Annotated in this window: 16 protein-coding genes; 6 read left to right on the forward strand and 10 right to left on the reverse strand. The window is 59.3% G+C overall.

Translation table 11 applies throughout. The annotated features are described in order from the left end of the window. Nucleotides 1-78: 78 nt before the first annotated feature. Together FB555_RS02385 and FB555_RS02390 are read left to right on the forward strand one after the other, a co-directional pair. Nucleotides 79-1,020, forward strand: coding sequence for an ABC transporter ATP-binding protein (locus FB555_RS02385; protein ID WP_246323500.1), 942 nt, complete (start codon nucleotides 79-81; stop codon nucleotides 1,018-1,020). After that, complete coding sequence (locus FB555_RS02390; RefSeq protein WP_182483825.1) at nucleotides 1,017-1,835, forward strand: ABC transporter permease; 819 nt, start codon at nucleotides 1,017-1,019, stop codon at nucleotides 1,833-1,835. Before FB555_RS02385 ends, FB555_RS02390 begins: the two co-directional genes overlap by 4 nt. A gap of 9 nt (nucleotides 1,836-1,844) precedes the next feature. Here the strand turns inward: FB555_RS02390 and FB555_RS02395 are convergent, their stop codons facing one another. Continuing rightward, nucleotides 1,845-3,230 (reverse strand): NAD(P)/FAD-dependent oxidoreductase, encoded by a 1,386-nt coding sequence (locus FB555_RS02395; protein ID WP_182483826.1) that lies wholly within the window; start codon nucleotides 3,228-3,230, stop codon nucleotides 1,845-1,847. 50 nt (nucleotides 3,231-3,280) lie between these two features. On the opposite strand from FB555_RS02395, the gene FB555_RS02400 reads away from it, so the two are divergent. Together FB555_RS02400 and FB555_RS02405 are read left to right on the forward strand one after the other, a co-directional pair. Then, nucleotides 3,281-3,841: a cysteine hydrolase family protein gene (locus FB555_RS02400; protein ID WP_182483827.1), complete on the forward strand. Its 561-nt coding sequence runs from the start codon at nucleotides 3,281-3,283 to the stop codon at nucleotides 3,839-3,841. Between the two features lie 85 nt (nucleotides 3,842-3,926). Further along, nucleotides 3,927-4,529: an HdeD family acid-resistance protein gene (locus FB555_RS02405; RefSeq protein WP_182483828.1), complete on the forward strand. Its 603-nt coding sequence runs from the start codon at nucleotides 3,927-3,929 to the stop codon at nucleotides 4,527-4,529. Between the two features lie 54 nt (nucleotides 4,530-4,583). On the opposite strand, the gene FB555_RS02410 is transcribed toward FB555_RS02405, so the two are convergent. Beyond that, nucleotides 4,584-5,039, reverse strand: coding sequence for an NUDIX hydrolase (locus tag FB555_RS02410; protein WP_182483829.1), 456 nt, complete (start codon nucleotides 5,037-5,039; stop codon nucleotides 4,584-4,586). 3 nt (nucleotides 5,040-5,042) lie between these two features. Then, a complete protein-coding gene (locus FB555_RS02415; RefSeq protein WP_182483830.1) occupies nucleotides 5,043-5,804 on the reverse strand; it encodes an SDR family oxidoreductase in 762 nt (253 codons plus the stop codon). A 112-nt stretch (nucleotides 5,805-5,916) separates the two neighbouring features. Between FB555_RS02415 and FB555_RS02420 the strand changes: the two genes are divergently transcribed. Together FB555_RS02420 and FB555_RS02425 are read left to right on the forward strand one after the other, a co-directional pair. Further along, a complete protein-coding gene (locus FB555_RS02420) occupies nucleotides 5,917-6,684 on the forward strand; it encodes a glycerophosphodiester phosphodiesterase family protein (protein WP_182483831.1) in 768 nt (255 codons plus the stop codon). Nucleotides 6,685-6,767: 83 nt separating this feature from the next. Continuing rightward, on the forward strand, nucleotides 6,768-7,139 hold the full coding sequence (locus tag FB555_RS02425) for an RNA polymerase-binding protein RbpA (protein WP_182483832.1): 372 nt from the start codon (nucleotides 6,768-6,770) through the stop codon (nucleotides 7,137-7,139). Here the strand turns inward: FB555_RS02425 and lnt are convergent. From lnt to FB555_RS02460, 7 genes are all read right to left on the reverse strand, one after another. Further along, nucleotides 7,136-8,668 carry an apolipoprotein N-acyltransferase gene (gene lnt / locus FB555_RS02430; RefSeq protein ID WP_182483833.1) on the reverse strand — a complete coding sequence of 511 codons (1,533 nt, stop codon included), beginning with the start codon at nucleotides 8,666-8,668 and terminating at the stop codon, nucleotides 7,136-7,138. The two genes, FB555_RS02425 and lnt, sit on opposite strands and share 4 nt — an antisense overlap. Then, nucleotides 8,669-11,179, reverse strand: coding sequence for a DEAD/DEAH box helicase (locus FB555_RS02435; RefSeq protein WP_182483834.1), 2,511 nt, complete (start codon nucleotides 11,177-11,179; stop codon nucleotides 8,669-8,671). 9 nt (nucleotides 11,180-11,188) lie between these two features. After that, nucleotides 11,189-11,977 (reverse strand): twin-arginine translocase subunit TatC, encoded by a 789-nt coding sequence (gene tatC, locus FB555_RS02440; RefSeq protein ID WP_182484264.1) that lies wholly within the window; start codon nucleotides 11,975-11,977, stop codon nucleotides 11,189-11,191. A gap of 46 nt (nucleotides 11,978-12,023) precedes the next feature. Continuing rightward, entirely contained in the window at nucleotides 12,024-12,308 is a 285-nt protein-coding gene (gene tatA / locus FB555_RS02445; RefSeq protein ID WP_182483835.1) for a Sec-independent protein translocase subunit TatA, read from the reverse strand. Nucleotides 12,309-12,414: 106 nt separating this feature from the next. After that, on the reverse strand, nucleotides 12,415-13,455 hold the full coding sequence (locus tag FB555_RS02450; RefSeq protein ID WP_182483836.1) for a helix-turn-helix transcriptional regulator: 1,041 nt from the start codon (nucleotides 13,453-13,455) through the stop codon (nucleotides 12,415-12,417). Then, nucleotides 13,452-14,453 carry a helix-turn-helix transcriptional regulator gene (locus FB555_RS02455; protein ID WP_182483837.1) on the reverse strand — a complete coding sequence of 334 codons (1,002 nt, stop codon included), beginning with the start codon at nucleotides 14,451-14,453 and terminating at the stop codon, nucleotides 13,452-13,454. Before FB555_RS02455 ends, FB555_RS02450 begins: the two co-directional genes overlap by 4 nt. A gap of 9 nt (nucleotides 14,454-14,462) precedes the next feature. Continuing rightward, on the reverse strand, nucleotides 14,463-15,407 hold the full coding sequence (locus FB555_RS02460) for an FKBP-type peptidyl-prolyl cis-trans isomerase (protein ID WP_182483838.1): 945 nt from the start codon (nucleotides 15,405-15,407) through the stop codon (nucleotides 14,463-14,465). Nucleotides 15,408-15,476: the final 69 nt, after the last annotated feature.

Here is a 15,476-nt window from a genome sequence, read left to right on the forward strand (position 1 = left end):
AACTGACATAATGTGCATTATCGGACATATCTTTGTGAGACGGAGCACGATCGAATTTACTCGTCTAGGCTGGTTGACATGGACACTATGCGGGGTACATCCATCGAATTTCAGTCGATCACTAAATCATTTGGCGCTGTCAAGGCAGTGAGCAATCTCAGCTTCACCGTTGAACCAGGCGTTGTAACAGGCTTCCTAGGACCCAACGGTGCGGGAAAGACCACGACATTGCGCATGTTGCTTGGGCTTGTTCGTCCCACGAGTGGTACCGCGACATTCGCCGGGGCTGCCTACCGCGACCTGCCCAACCCGCTCTCGACTGTGGGTACTGCATTGGAGGCCTCCAGCTTTCACCCAGGACGAACTGCACGCAACCACCTGCGGGTGTACGCGGCAGCCGCGAGTATCCCGCGCGAGCGGGTCGGAACGGTTCTGGACCTTGTCGGTCTGCACGATGACGCCGACCGCCGTGTGGGCGGTTACTCTCTTGGCATGCGCCAACGCCTTGGTCTGGCCTTCGCCCTGATTGGGGACCCTGGTGTGCTCGTACTCGATGAGCCAACAAACGGGCTCGACCCGGAAGGAATCCGCTGGATGCGCGGTTTCCTGCGCGCGCGGGCTGCAGAGGGCCGTACAGTGCTTGTCTCCTCTCACCAACTCAGCGAGGTACAACAAAGTGTAGACCGCGTGGTGATCATCACGCGCGGTGAAGCTGTCTACGAGGGATCGCTCGCCGGCCTCGAGTCGGGCGCGCGGGTAAGGGTCAGTGCGGTCGACCAACCCGCGCTCGCACTAGCTCTCATTGCCGCTGGTGCCGAAGTTCACCCGGATGCCGGGGTGTTGGTTGCGACAGGACTCACGGCGGACGAGGTTGGCGCTGCTGCGCTGGCAGCGGGCATCGTCCTCAGCCTCCTTGCGCCGGAACATGTCGGCCTTGAAGAAGCATTTCTCGGACTCGTGGGTGCCGACCCCGATCCGGCCGCTCAGGTCGTTCCGACCGCGACGGAGGAAGCCCGATGATCGCCGCAATGCGTTCCGAAACTCTCAAGCTCGTTACAGTGCGCCTCTGGTGGATTCTCGCACTGATTCTCTTGGGCTACGTCGGTTTCACGGCGGGCTTGCTCGCCGGCCTGTTTGGGGCGCTCGGTAATCAGCTCGCAGCCAGCCCCGGCGCGCCGCAATTGCCTCCCGAATCACTGCCGGCCATCGTCTACAGCACCACGACGGCCGTCGGCTACGTCTTCCCCCTCATCTTCGGTGCGCTTGCCGTAACCGGTGAGTTCCGCTACCAAACACTCACCCCCACTTTCCTTGCCGAACCTCGCCGCGGTGTCGTGCTTGCCGCGAAGCTCGTGGTGGTGGGCGTGGCTGGGGCGATCTTTGGGGTCGTTGGGCTTGTGGCATCCATGGGAATTGGGGCCCCAGTGCTCGCTCTCACTGGCAACGACGGTGCACTCGGTAGTTCCGAGACGTGGTTACTCGCGGTACGCATTGTGCTAGCAATGGCGCTCTGGGCCGTCATCGGTGTAGGAGTGGGTTCGCTCATTCCCAACCAAATTGCCTCGATCATCGTCGTGCTCGCCTTCACCCAGTTCGTCGAGCCGATCCTGCGCTTTGGTACCTCCATTTGGGACTGGACAGCCCAAATTGGCCAGTTCCTGCCGGGATCAGCCGGAGATAGCCTCGTCGGCGCCAGCTTCTTCACGTCTTTCGGCGCTGGTGCAGCCGGTGCAGTAAGTCTCGAATGGTGGCAGGGCGGCCTCGTACTGGTCGCTTACGCTATCGTGCTCTCGCTCGCAGGACTTGCAACCTCGTGGCGACGAGATGTCACCTGATCACTCCGGTTAGTGCCTTCCTGTAATAACATTGGCGACGCGGGCGATGGCCGAGGTGCTGGCACTGTGGCTGGTGTCTTCGCGCGCATCGGCAAGAGAATATGCCGCGTACAGACCGTGCGTGGCGATCCAACGTAGTGGCTCAATCTCCCATTTGCGGGTCTGATGGTTCACCCACGGCAGTTTGGTGAGCTCGGTGTCGCGTCCCAAAATAAGGTCGCACAGCGTTCGGCCGGCAAGGTTCGTGGCCGTAACGCCGGTACCCACGTATCCCCCGGCCCACGCAATTCCTGTGGTGGCATCCAGCCCAACAGTTGCGGCCCAGTCTCTGGGAACACCCAACACGCCTGACCACGCCCGATCAATGTTGGCACCAGCGGCAGCCGGGAAATAGCGTTTAATGAGGCCCGAAAGTGATTCCACGGTGGAGGCCTGAGTCGTGCCGTCATTGTCGGTGCGAGAGCCGAAACGGTAGGGCACTCCCCTGCCGCCCATGGCGATGCGGTTGTCGGGCGTGCGCTGCGCATAGAAGTAGACGTGGGCCATGTCCCCGAGGGTCTCGCGTCCTTCCCAGCCGATGTCGGTCCAGACAGCTTCCGAGAGCGGTTCTGTCACCACGATGGAGGAATTCATGGGCAGCCAGGTGCGATGCTCCCCCTTGAGTGATGCCGTAAAGCCCTCCGTGGCGCGAACGATGTGGTCGGCAGTGACACTCCCTCGCCCGGTGTGCGCAACGTGCGGCGCAATCTCGGTCACCCGGGTGTTCTCGTAGAGTTCGACGCCGAGCGCCAGCACCGTGGCTCGCAGACCCTGCACAAGCTTTGCCGGATGAGTTCTGGCGCAGTGTGGATGCCACATGCCAGCCATTACCCCAGGGATATTGATGCGCGCGGCCGCCTGGGCGGCATCCAGAATCTCGACATCGTCGAAACCCCAAGCATGCTCATCCTTGACCGCCTCGCGCAGACGGGCAAGCTGAGCCGGATTACTCGCGATGTTCAGCTCGCCGCCCTTAACTATGGAGGCGTCGATACCCTCGGCCGTAGCAACCCGGATGACCTCATCTACGGTGTCATTCATCGCGTCCTGAAACGCAGTGACAGCGGTTTTGCCGTGACTCGCGACATATTGATCGCGGCCCCCCGTGATGGAGTTGGTGAGCCAGCCCCCGTTGCGACCGGAGGCACCATAGCCCGCAAAGCGCTCCTCGAGCATGACAATGCGGAGGGTCGGGGATGCTTTCTTGAGGTAGTAGGCCGTCCACAGGCCCGTATAGCCGGCACCAACAATGCAGACATCTGCGGTGAGCGACTCGGCCAGAGCCGGTCGCGGGGCAGGAATCCCCTCTTCGTCGTACCAAAAGGAAACATTGCCGTTGACGACGTGAGCACTCATATGCCAACTCTAGATTGTGGTTGCCACCCGTGTGGGGCGATGATGATGACATGCATATTTCAGCGGATGCCGCACTCATCGTTATCGACGTTCAACAAGGTTTCCAGATCAATGACTATTGGGGCCCGCGCAACAACCCCGCGGCCGACGACAACATTGCCCTCATCTTGGAGGCTTGGAAAAAAGCCAAGCGCCCCATTGTGATCGTGCATCACGACTCTGCCGATCCCGACAGCCCCTTGACTCCTTCCCATCCGGGCAACGCGCTTAAGCCCTACGTGGCAGCGGCAGAACCGGCTCTTGTCATTGCAAAATCCGTCAATTCTGCTTTTTATGGCACTCCTGACCTGCATGCGTGGTTGCAAGAGAAAAATATTGGTCAACTCTTCATCGTGGGGATTCAAACAAACATGTGCTGCGAAACGACAGCACGCATGGCGGGAAATCTCGGCTATGACGTATTTTTTGTAGCGGATGCCACCCACACGTTTGACCTTAAGAGTGACGATGGTGACACCATGACCGCGGCGGAACTGTCCCGCGCTACCTCCATCAACCTTTCGGGCGGAGAATTCGCAACCGTCGTCACGACCGCCGAAGTTGTGGCGTAAATGCCGGCAAAGTGGTCGATGCCTCGCTAGGGTTACGTGTTGGACCCACTTCGGGACCGAAATGTGAATGGGGAGAAAAAAATCCATGTCAACACCAAACTCAGAATTTCAGGGTTTTGCCTTCTACGGCGACTCCGCTAACACGGCCAAGGCCACGGTAAAAGTCATCCAAACGGGTCTGATCATCGGTGCCGTACTGTCGGCGCTCGTTGGCATCATTGTTTTGTCCTGGCCGATGGCAACGCTCGTTGTTGTCGCCGTTCTCTTCGGTCTCTACTTTCTGGTTCGCGGCATCGTTCGCGTCGCCGTCGGAATCTTTGCGCCCGGACTGACCGCGGGCGGCCGCACCCTGAGCATCATCCTGGGCGTTCTGCTCGTCGCCGTGGGAATTTTTGCCCTCAAAAACCCCGGTGATTCCCTTGCACTGCTCGGTATTCTCATTGGTATTTCGTGGATCATTGACGGCATTGCTACCCTCGTGGAATCCTCCAACAAGGCGTCGCGCGGTTTCGCCATTGCTGCGGGCATCATCAGCGTTGCTGCGGGTGTCGTCGTATTGTTCGTGCCCATTGATGGTGTCGCAACGCTCACCATCATTGCCGGCATCTTTCTCATCGTGCTCGCTGTTGCTCAGGCGCTGGGAGCCATCACGTTGGCTGCTGCCGCTAAGAAGGCTACGCAGGCGTAAGTTTTCTACGTTTAAGCGACGTGGGTTTCGGCATTTGTGCCGGGGCCCACGTTTTTAAGGGGTGAGGGCAGCTTCAACCAGCGAAATGAGTGGCTCCGGTGAGTAGGGCTCGTCGGTCGACTTCAGCTCTTCGAGGCTCCACCAGCGAACATCGCGAATGTCATCGAACTCGTTTTCCATCCAGTGATCGGTCACGGGGGTGAAAGCGGGGGTGCGCACGACAAAAAACTCGCTGTGCGTGGTTTGCACGTGGCCCGAAGCAAAGAGGCGACTGCCATCAATGGTGAACACAGGTGCGCCGACGTCGCTTACGACGAGCCCCGTCTCTTCAAAGAGTTCACGGATGGCGCCCTGCTCGTGACTCTCCCCCGCCTCGACTCCCCCACCGGGAGTAATCCACTGAACGACCGGGATCTTTAGCCGCGAGGAGACCGTGAGCATCAGGAGAAATCTGTCTCTATCATCCAGCAGAATGACACGGGAGGCCCGACGGTGCTTCGGAGGGGTCATGAATTATTGGACGAATCCGCTGACATCTCCGACGAGACGAGTGTTGTCCGTTGGAACAGGCTCGACGGCTGCCAGCACAACCTCGGCCGCAAATTCACTTACGTTATAGAGTCGGCCGGCTGATTCCTTTCGGGCGCTGATGGAGCCTGGATTAGCGCGTTCCAGCAGTGTTGCCGTGATGGTGCCCTCAATCATGTCGCCAGAGACCACGGTGAATCCGATGCCGCGGGCCTCGAGCAATGGAATCATGGCACGCAAGGCGTCCTCGCCAGCGCGCTTCGACAGAGCGACCGGAAGGTACTCGTGCATTGTGGGGGTTGTGTGGATGAAATGGGCTTGGTGACTGGTCACGAAGACGACGCGGGCGCCATCGACCAGAACGTCGAGGGCCGCGGTCAACAGGTTGACTTGGGCGTCGCGGTTGAGCTTCATGGCGTAGTCCTCGCCCATGCCGCTTTCCATGCCACCAGACGCATTCATAATCAAAATATCTAGTCCACCGAATGTTGTCTTTGCCTGCTCAAACATGGCCTCAACGGAAGCGGAATCGGTCAGGTCTGCCCCGACGGCAATGGCCTGGCCACCCTCGGCTGTGATCGCATTCACAATCTTCTGGGCGCGAGCTTCCTTATTGCGAAAGTTCACGACGACGCTGGCGCCTGCGGTGGCGAGGTAACCGACGGTCTCGGCGCCGATGCCGCGAGAGGAGCCGGTGACCAAGGCGCGCTTGCCGAGAAGGGATCCGGGGGCAAGAGGGTTTGTCATGAGTGCTCCAAGGGGTGGCTAGATGAAAGAAGATACTTCCTCCAGACTAGCAATGCGCACCTCGCCGCTCTTCGTTCTGCTGGGAGTCGATTACCGGTGCTAGGTTCACTTCGTGAGCCGTCCCCGAGATTTCCCTCCGAGAGTCTGGTCGCCTTTTTTCGATGGCGAGCTCCCTCGCATTTTGGCCCACCGGGGGCTTGCGCTTGAGGTCGACGAGAATACTCTCGCTGCTTTTGGCGCGGCCCTTGCTGCCGGCGCCCAGATTATTGAAACGGATGTTCGTGCCACGGCCGATGGCATCCCCGTTCTCGTTCACGACGAGGTTTTACCCACGGGCGCGCGGATCGCAGACCTCACCTGGGCGGAGCTGCAGGCAGTTCCCCTCCCCCGCGGGGGAAGCATTCCGTCGCTTGACCAAGCCTTAGCTTTCTTCCCGGAGGCAAAATTCAATATTGACGTGAAATCATCCGACGCCATTTTACCTACGGTCTTGGCCATCACAAACGCGTCAGCCACGGATCGCGTTCTCATTGCCTCGTTCTCCCGAGCTCGTCAACGACGCACTCTCCGACTCCTTGCGGGCGTGGCATCCAGCGCGAGCGCAATGACCGTTCTCGGGGCCGTTCTGGCGGGAAAAGTTGGGTGGGTCGCCCTGATGCGTTACCTGTTACGTCACGAGAATGCGGTTCAGATCCCGCTCCAGATTTTAAGCTTGCGAACGACGAGTTTGCCGATGATCAGGCATTTTCACGCCGCCGGCGTCGAGGTGCACATCTGGACCGTCAATGAAGAACGGGACATGATCGCCCTGAAAGCCGCCGGGGTTGATGGCATTGTGACAGACCGGTGTGACGTGGCGCACAGGGTTTTTGCCCTGTGAGTTAGCTGTGAGGCTGCCCCCAGAAGGAACAGGACTGCACTCTGGGGTGTTGGCTTAGATAGGGACAACTAAGGAGGTCGCACATGGCTCAGAAAAGTCTTCGAGGAGTTCGGCTCGGAAGTCAAAGCTTACAAAGTGACATTGGCGTTGAACTTTCGGAACGCAAACGGTGTGTCTACACGTGTGTTTCCTGCGGCCATGATGTAGCGCTGATGTTTTCTGCCGACGCAGAGGCACCACCCACATGGTCCTGCCCCGTCTGTAGCGCAGATGCTCGGCTCACGGATGCCGACGGTGTCCTTGTTGCACTGCCCGATGCCCCCGACGAGAAGCCGGTTCGCACCCACTTCGACATGCTCCTTGAGCGCCGCTCGCGCGAGGAACTCGAAGTTTTGCTGGAAGATCGCCTGTTGTATTTGCGGTCGCGCCGCGGACAAGAGAAGCTGGGCGCTTAGTTTCGACGCCGTAGTTTTTTGGCGCCAACGGGATTCTTGATCAGGACGAGCGTTAACCCCACGAGTCCTGTAGCAACGATGCCGAGTTCAATGGTGCGGCCCCACGCCATGGCTGGGGTAATTGTCGTGCTCAAAGGAACATCGTTGAGCATGGCCCCCGCGGTGAATGTGGGGAGCTGATTTAGGGTGGATCCGCCGGGAGTGATGATGGCGCTCGTCCCTACCGTAGAAATATTGACCACGCTCCGGCCGGTTTCCACCGCGCGAAGGCGGGCGATCGCGAGCTGCTGAACACTCTCATCGGTATGCCCGAAGTCGGCGTTGTTGGTCTGCGCCAAAATAATCTGAGCTCCGCGAGCAATCATGTCGAACGCCTGCTGATCGTCGGCGATATCGAAGCAGATTGCCACGCCCGCGGGGACCCCCGCGACATCGACCACGTTAGGGCGGGTTCCAAATTGATAGTCACGCGAGACGAGGTCCACGAGGTCGGGTTGGAGCGAACGAAAGAATTCCCGATTGGGCATATATTCGGCAAAGGGCACCGGATGAATTTTGTCATACTGGGCCGTGGCGCCTTTTCCGGCTTGCCAAACGAGCGAACTATTGAAGTACTGTCCTGGTTCGGGGTTTGTGATGGTACCGACGACGATCGGGGCGTTGAGCGCGGTGCTCACGTAATTCAGCGTCTGGGCCGAAAGAGTATTGCGCAACGGATCGATGTCAGAGGCGTTCTCGGGCCAGATCACCATGTCAATTTTCTCCCCGGCATAGGGCAGAGTTTCTGACACGTGATCCTGCAAAATCTGTCCCGGGGTGTATTGGGCAAAGAGACCAGAATCAGAGTTTCCTTGGACAGCAAGGACGCGCGTGGATCCCGAGATCTGGACGGGGAATGGTGGAATGACGAGAGCGACAACGGTGGCTACGGCAAAAACGGGCCACATTTTGCGCGCCTGCCCGGATCGCAGAATTTGAAAGAGAATGGCGGCCAGGAGGGCAACGATGAAACTCAAACCTGATGTTCCGACCCAGGCGACGAGGTTGACGAATGGCCCCTCCGACTGGGAGTGAGCAAGCCTCCCCCACGAGAATCCACCGTAGGGCCACACCGCGGAAATTGCCTCCCGCGCGGTGAACAGTGCTGCCACAACAACAGGCACAAGCCCAAACCGCCCCCAGCGAGAAGGCCACCGGGCGTTGCCGCGATTGAGAACGACCGCAAGCGCCATTGCTCCGAACCCGAAGAAAATAGTTTGGAGGCCTGCCAAGGCCAGCCAGGGAACGGGACCCAAGTAGAGCGTTAACCAGTGAATCAATGAACCCCAGAACGCTGCCCCGGCGACAATACCAATGAGAAAAGCTGTCCACAGTCCGCGGCCGACGAGGGACCAGAGGAGCAAAATCACTCCTGCAAAGGCCAGAGGCCACCAGCCGCGCTCCGGGAATGAGGCTTCTAAAGCAAAACCGCTGATAGCCGCCACGATCAAGGCGAGCCACAGTGTGAGGGGACGAAGAAGGGCAGTCACCTAGCCCACCGTGGAATAGGCGACAATGCCGCGTCGAACGTTGTCGAGAGCGGAACGAGCCGTTCGAGCGACGTCGCCGTCGCCGACGTTGGAAAGCTGGTCGAGCAGGTCAATGGTCTGCTTGCACCAGCGCACGAAGTCCCCGGCGGCCATATCAGCATCGAAGAGAACATCGTCGAGGCGACCGCCCTTGGCCCAGCGATGCATGGCTTGACAGAGGCCCGTTGACAGCGGGTTGCCCCCGGGAAGCTTGTGGTGGTGCTCGAGTTCGTCGAGCTCGGCAATGAGAGTCTGAGTGTTAGCGAGGGCTTCTCTGAATTCTCCCTTGGGGAGGTAGCGTTCGTTGATGACCCCCTCGTCGCGGCGGGGCTCAAAGACCACCGCGCAGGCCATAGCCGCCAGTGAAGCGGCATCGAGCTTGTTCCAGAGGCCCTGGCGCAAAGCCTCCGCCACGAGGAGGTCGCGTTCCCCATAGATACGTCCGAGGGTGGAGCCGCTGGGGGTGAGCGCAAGGTCGCGGGAGTCCGGGTCCCGGGCCAGATAGTTCAAGTCGACGAGCACGTCACAGACTCGGTCAAAGACGCGCGCAACGGCACCCGTGCGGGTATTGATTTGCTGAACCAGTTTGTCGGTCTCACGCTTGAGGCGCCACCAGCGCTCGGCCCAGCGGGCGTGTTGTTCCCGGTCCGGACACGAGTGGCAGGGATGGCTCTTCAGGCTCTTTCTCAGGCGTGCAAGCTCCTGGTTGCGCTTTTCCCGCTCCGCCCGCGACCCGTGCTCGACCTGGGCGCCGGTCTTCTCCAGATCGGTGAGGCGGCGTCGAAGGGTGGAGTAGCTCTCAAAGTCCCCGAGGTGGCATGCCATTGGTTCGGCAAATCCCAACAAGGATTCCTCTTGCTGTTTTACTTTGCGGGCGAGATCGACCACGGAGCGGTCCGCTTGGAATTGAGCAAAGGAGGACTCGAGAATGTCACGCGTTCGCGAACGCCCGAACTTCGTGATGAGGTTGATGGCCATGTTGTACGTGGGTTTAAAACTTGAGTTCAACGGATACGTGCGTCGGCTCGCGAGGGAGGCAACCGTCTGCGGATCCAGGGCATTACTCCACTGAATGACGGAATGTCCCTCCACGTCGATTCCGCGGCGCCCGGCGCGGCCAGTGAGCTGCGTGTACTCCCCCGGCGTGAGTGGAACGCGGGCTTCACCGTTGAACTTGTCGAGTTTCTCGAGAACGACTGATCGCGCCGGCATATTGATGCCCAAAGCCAAGGTTTCGGTTGCAAACACGGCTTTGACCAACTTGCGTTGAAAGAGTTCCTCCACGACCTCTTTGAACGCCGGGAGCAGACCGGCATGGTGCGCTGCGACACCGCGTTCGAGGCCGTCCAGCCAATCCCAGTAGCCGAGGACACCGAGGTCCTCATCGAGCAAAGACTGGCAACGGTCATCGACGATCGCACGAATCTCTTCCCGTTCCTGGGCGTCAGTGAGTCGGATCCCAGAGCGAAGAACCTGCTCCACAGCGGAGTCGCAACCCACGCGCGAGAAAACGAAGAAAATAGCCGGCAGAAGGTTCTTCTCCCCCAGCATTTGCACGACATCGGCACGATTCATGCGCCCGAGCATTGGTGCATTAGCACCAAAACCGCCCTGGCCACCACCCTGACCGCCACCGTTGTGACCGCCTCCGCGTTTACCCTTGCCACCACCACCGCGACTGGATCCCCCGCCACCAAAGCTTTGACCGCCACGAATGTGAGGGGCTCGAGATTGGGACTGAGCCAGACTCAGGAGCTCCGGGTTGACGCGATGCTGGGCGGCAGATGCTGCCGAGTCAAAGAGGTCGATGAACTTGTTGCCAATGAGAACGTGCTGATCAAGCGGCACAGGCCGATCTTCGGAGACCACGATCTCGGTGTCCCCGCGCACGGCCTGAAGCCAATCTCCAAACTCCTCGGCGTTGGAAACCGTTGCGCTGAGGGAGACCAGCCGCACGGGCTGCGGCAAGTGGATAATGACCTCTTCCCACACGGCGCCGCGAAACTTATCCGCCAAGTAGTGCACTTCATCCATCACGACAAAGGCAAGGTCATTCAAGGTATCCGAGCCGGCATAGAGCATGTTTCGCAGAACTTCTGTGGTCATCACCACGATGCGGGCGTTGGAATTTACGTTCGTATCTCCCGTGAGAATCCCGACGTTATCAAAACCCCACTCCTCGACAAACTCGTTGTACTTCTGGTTACTGAGAGCCTTCATGGGGGTCGTATAGAAAATCTTTGCCGCCGGACGGCTCATGGCGAGAAAGACCGCGAACTCGGCCACAATCGTCTTGCCGGCCCCCGTGGGGGCAGCGACGAGGACGCTCTTGCCCTCCTCCAGGATCTGGCACGACGCAATCTGGAACGGATCTAGATCGAAGGTGCGTCCCGAGCGAAACTCTTCGAGGAGAGGAGCCTTGGAGCGTGCCTGGGAGAGCGCGAAGCGCTCGGCGGCCGAGAGTTGCGTCACAAAAGAGCCCTAAACCGGTAGTTGTTCGCTGGGAGGGAGAACGCTGGCGACATCGGGGTCAATCAGCAACAATTTGGCTTTCTTTGCCTTACGCCGGTCGTGTAGCCAGGCAATTCCGGCGGCGGTGAAATACAGCACCACCATAGGGATAGCGAGCATAAACATCGAGAGAATGTCGGCGGCTGGTGTGGCGATCGCGGTGAAGAGGACAATCAACAAAATGGCAACGCGCCAAGACTTCAGGATGCTCTTCGCACTAATGACCCCGGCGAAGTTCAAGAGCACCAAGAAGACGGGCAGAACGAACGCGACCCCTACGACGAGCACGAGTTTGAGAACGAAGTCAAAGTAGGTTTTCGCCGTGATAATGGCCGAGTCTTGGGACGGTGCAAAGCTCGTCATCAGTTCCACAATGTGGGGAAAGACGGTCCAGCCGGCCCAGCATCCGAGAAGAAAAAGAGGGATCGCGCTCAGGAAGAAGCCGAGCGTGTACTTCACCTCACGACGGGTGAGTCCCGGCATGAAGAAGGCCCAAATTTGATAAAGCCAGACGGGACTTGTCGCCACAATCCCGAGCGTGAGGGCTATCTGAAGTTTCAAGTCAAAAGCACTGGAAATACCGTCATAGTTCAACGTTGCCACACGGTTTTGGGCTTCCGCAATCGTATAAATGGGTTGGCGAAGCAGATTGAGTAAGAGGTCTGCCACGAACCACCCGCCGACCGTGCCGACCAAAATTGCTGCGGCAGCAATGTAGAGACGCTTGCGAAGTTCTAGGAGGTGATCTCCCAGAGTCATTCGTCCTTCGCGGTTCTTGCCACCCCGAAACCGGGCTGCCACGGTGCTACGAACTGGACTTCTGGTCGCTCTGAATCTTCTCGGAAGACTCGGCCGCGACCGACTTTGCTTCTCCCGCCGAGGAAGGAGCCGAGTCTGCCTTTGCGGCAGCTTCAGCCTTTGCATCCGCGCCTTCATCCTTCATTGTCTTGATCTCAGACTTGAAGATGCGCATGGACTGTCCAAGGCTCCGGGCCAAGCCGGGAAGCTTGGGGGCACCAAAGAGCAAAACGACGACAGCAATGATGATGAGCAGGTGCCAGCCGGTGAAAGCGTTTCCAAAGATGCCCATGATTAAATCCTTAGGTTGAGTGACCTGAGCGGTCCCAATCGTAGGTCTAGCCTACCTCCGAAGCTGGCAAACAGCATGTGAAACCCTGAGCGCGAGATGTAACGGGCTAGACGTAGCGGGCGCGTGCCTCGCGAGCATATTCGGCCACCGCACGGATGGCCTCAGGCGGTTCGATAACCTGCACGATTCCGGGGTATCGGGCCACTAGGCGCGACAGGTTGGTGAGGTGCGCAAAAAGGATGGTGGCCAGAACCTGACCACCCGAGGCGGCACTGTGGACATCAGGGTGGTATTCCGCGATCAAGGGCAATGCTTCCTCGGCTAGGCGAACGACCACGGCAAGGTCTGTTTCGCGCACGTCGAAAAGAGCCTCGGGAAGAGTCAGCGCGTGATCCTCGGGAGAAATTTGACGGTCGGTGACCACCATTTCGTCTATACGGTCGAGGCGAAAGGTTCGAAGGGCGTCACGCAAGTGGCACCACCCCCGCAGGTACCACGTGTCCCCCACGAGATCGAGGCGAAGCGGTGACACGGACCGCATCTCGGCCGCCCCGCGGGCATTTTGGTAGTGGAAGCGAACCTGACGATTCTGAGAGAATGCCGTGCGCAGAAGGTCAAAACAGGCGGGGGGCTCCGGGGTAGCCACGAAAATACTGGAGGGTTTGGCCGAGGCGCCCAGCCCAATTTTTTCGATGAGCGTCGCGACGGAGGCGCGCTCCTCCGCGGCCACGATGCCCGAAATGAATTGCAATCCCGCTACGAGTGTTGCCGCTTCGGTGCCTGAAAACTTTGGCGTGGCGACAATACCAACCGCACTGAGGAGATCGATGATGTCGTTATCTTCGAAGAGATCGAAGTTGATTTCGAAGAGGTCGTTAGGTAAGTAATATCCCTCGGAACCAGGAATACCGAGGTTGGAGAGCTTGCCCACAAGGTCACGCATGTCCGCCGGAGAGACATGGAACCGGGAAGCTGCTTCAGCGACACTCACGGGTGAGTTCTGCAGAAGATACGGCACCAGTGCTAGGTAGAGCGTAACGCGATCGCTCGCCCCCAAGGCGGGCGTCTTTTCTCGGCCGGTCTTAGACTCAGCGGCACCCGTGCTGGTGGAACGTGCGGTTGTGGAAGGGGTTCCCGATGTTGTCACGACCGGCCTCCCGCAGTGTGCTGCAGCTCCACAAGGGTGAGCTTGGCAATAATGCTGGTGATGAGCTCGGGGGGTGAGACGGCGAGCACATCGCTTCCAAATTCGACAAGCTCGTCGGTGAGGAGGTCCAGGTCAGCAAACGGAATGACGACGCGACCCTCAAGCGGTTGTCCATAACGTGAACCCAGTCGCCGGGCAGCATCAGTATGTGGGGAGACATCGACAACCGCCTCGGCGCCGGCGGCCCGCTCATCCAGTTCCGAATGGAGTCGGGACGCAAAATCCTCGACCACGCGTTCATGAGTCCTATTGGGTACTTTTCGGACATCGGAAACAATGCGCGACAACAGAAACGTTCGTTCGACTCCGGCGGGCAGATCACAAGCCAGGACGTACCAGTTTCCGTGCCAATTCGTCAACCCCAGCGGAGCTGCCGTGCGCTCGTGTGCTTGAGTATCCCCTGGCTTGATGTAGCTGAAAACGGCGACGCCGTGGGCGGCTTGAATCGATCGCAGGGCCTCGAAGGCGCGATCATTCGTGCGGATGCGCGGGGCAACACCTAAGAGCTGGCTATCGGCGGTCACGCCCAAGGAACGTAGTTTAGTGAGAGCGTGACGCGATTCTGTGGAGAGCGAGCCTTCCCGCCAGGCTCGTGCCGCCAGCTCCAGTAGAGCCATCTCCTGTGGTGTGAATCCCACATCCGCGGGTAATTCGTAAGCGTCCTCAGCGATGCGGTATCGCTGATTCTTATTGTCATCAACGTCATCAAGCGGCGTCAGCGTTTCAATGACGACCCCCATTTCGCGCACCGCATCTTTATCGCGTTCAAACATGCGATCCAAGGAGGCGTTTGCCTGCGTAGCGGCTGTGGATGACCCACTGGCGTAGCCGGGCGAATACCCGTAAACGGTGGAGAGAATCTGGTCTTTGGTGAGGCCATGGCGCGAGGAGATGAGCGCGAGGATGAGAGAGAAGAGCCGCTCATCCACACGCACCATCGGGGGAACTTAGTTCGACGCGAGAATGTCGATAACGAAGACCAGCGTCGAACCTGCAGGAATGGCCCCGCTGGCCTGGTTGCCATAACCAAGGGCCGGCGGAATGATCGCGATAACTTGCGATCCCACCGTTTGCCCTTCAATAGCTTGAGCAAAACCAGGAACGACAGCCGTCAGGCTGAAGGTGGCCGGGGCGCCCTTCGACCAGCTGGAGTCAAAGATACTGTTATCGGCCCAGAGGGCACCGGTGTAGTGAACCGTGACGGTAGCTCCCGTCTTGACAACGGGTCCATCGCCTTTTTTGAGAACGGCAACCTTGAAATCGGTGGGAGCAGCGGTCTTGGGAATGGTGATTCCGGGAACGCCCTTGTCATCCAGCACTACGGACGGGAAACCATCCACAGCAGGCTGGCTCGCACCGTTAGCTTTTGCAAGAGCGGTACTGACGATGTCCGCAACCAAGACGATGGTCGTATCGGGGCCGATCCCGGCTTGCGCGTTTCCGGCCGTGCCAAATGCGTCGGCGGGAGCAATCGCCGCGGCAACACGGGTGCCGATGGGGAGGCACTCAAGCGCCTTGACAATCCCAGGAAGCGTCGCCGTGTCGCTGAGGGTGACCGCCATGGTGGTCGAGCGGTCAAACTTCGAGTCCTGAAGGACCTGGCCGGTGGCACCGTTGTAAATGCTGACGTCAATAGTGACGGTCTGACCCGAGGTGACCATGTCGCCACTGCCTTGAGTGATGACCTGGCGCTGGGTGGTCGAGGTTGTCAATGCCGACGGAATCACGACGGTGGGAACCGTGCCGAAATCGCCGGTGATGTTTAGAGCCTGGGTCGCCGAACCGGTCTCGGCACGAACGGTGCAGTCAGCAGAGGCGCCGCCGGCCGCCGAACATCCTGCCAGGGCCGCAATGAGTGTGACGGATGCTATGAGCGCTACAGATTTGCGCACGAGTGCCTCGCTTCAAAAGTGTGAAAAAGTGGGAGTTTGGACAGCAGCAGCAAAGCGCATCCTGTATTA

Origin of the sequence: Alpinimonas psychrophila, from assembly GCF_014137865.1 — a bacterium.
Lineage (GTDB): Bacteria > Actinomycetota > Actinomycetes > Actinomycetales > Microbacteriaceae > Alpinimonas > Alpinimonas psychrophila.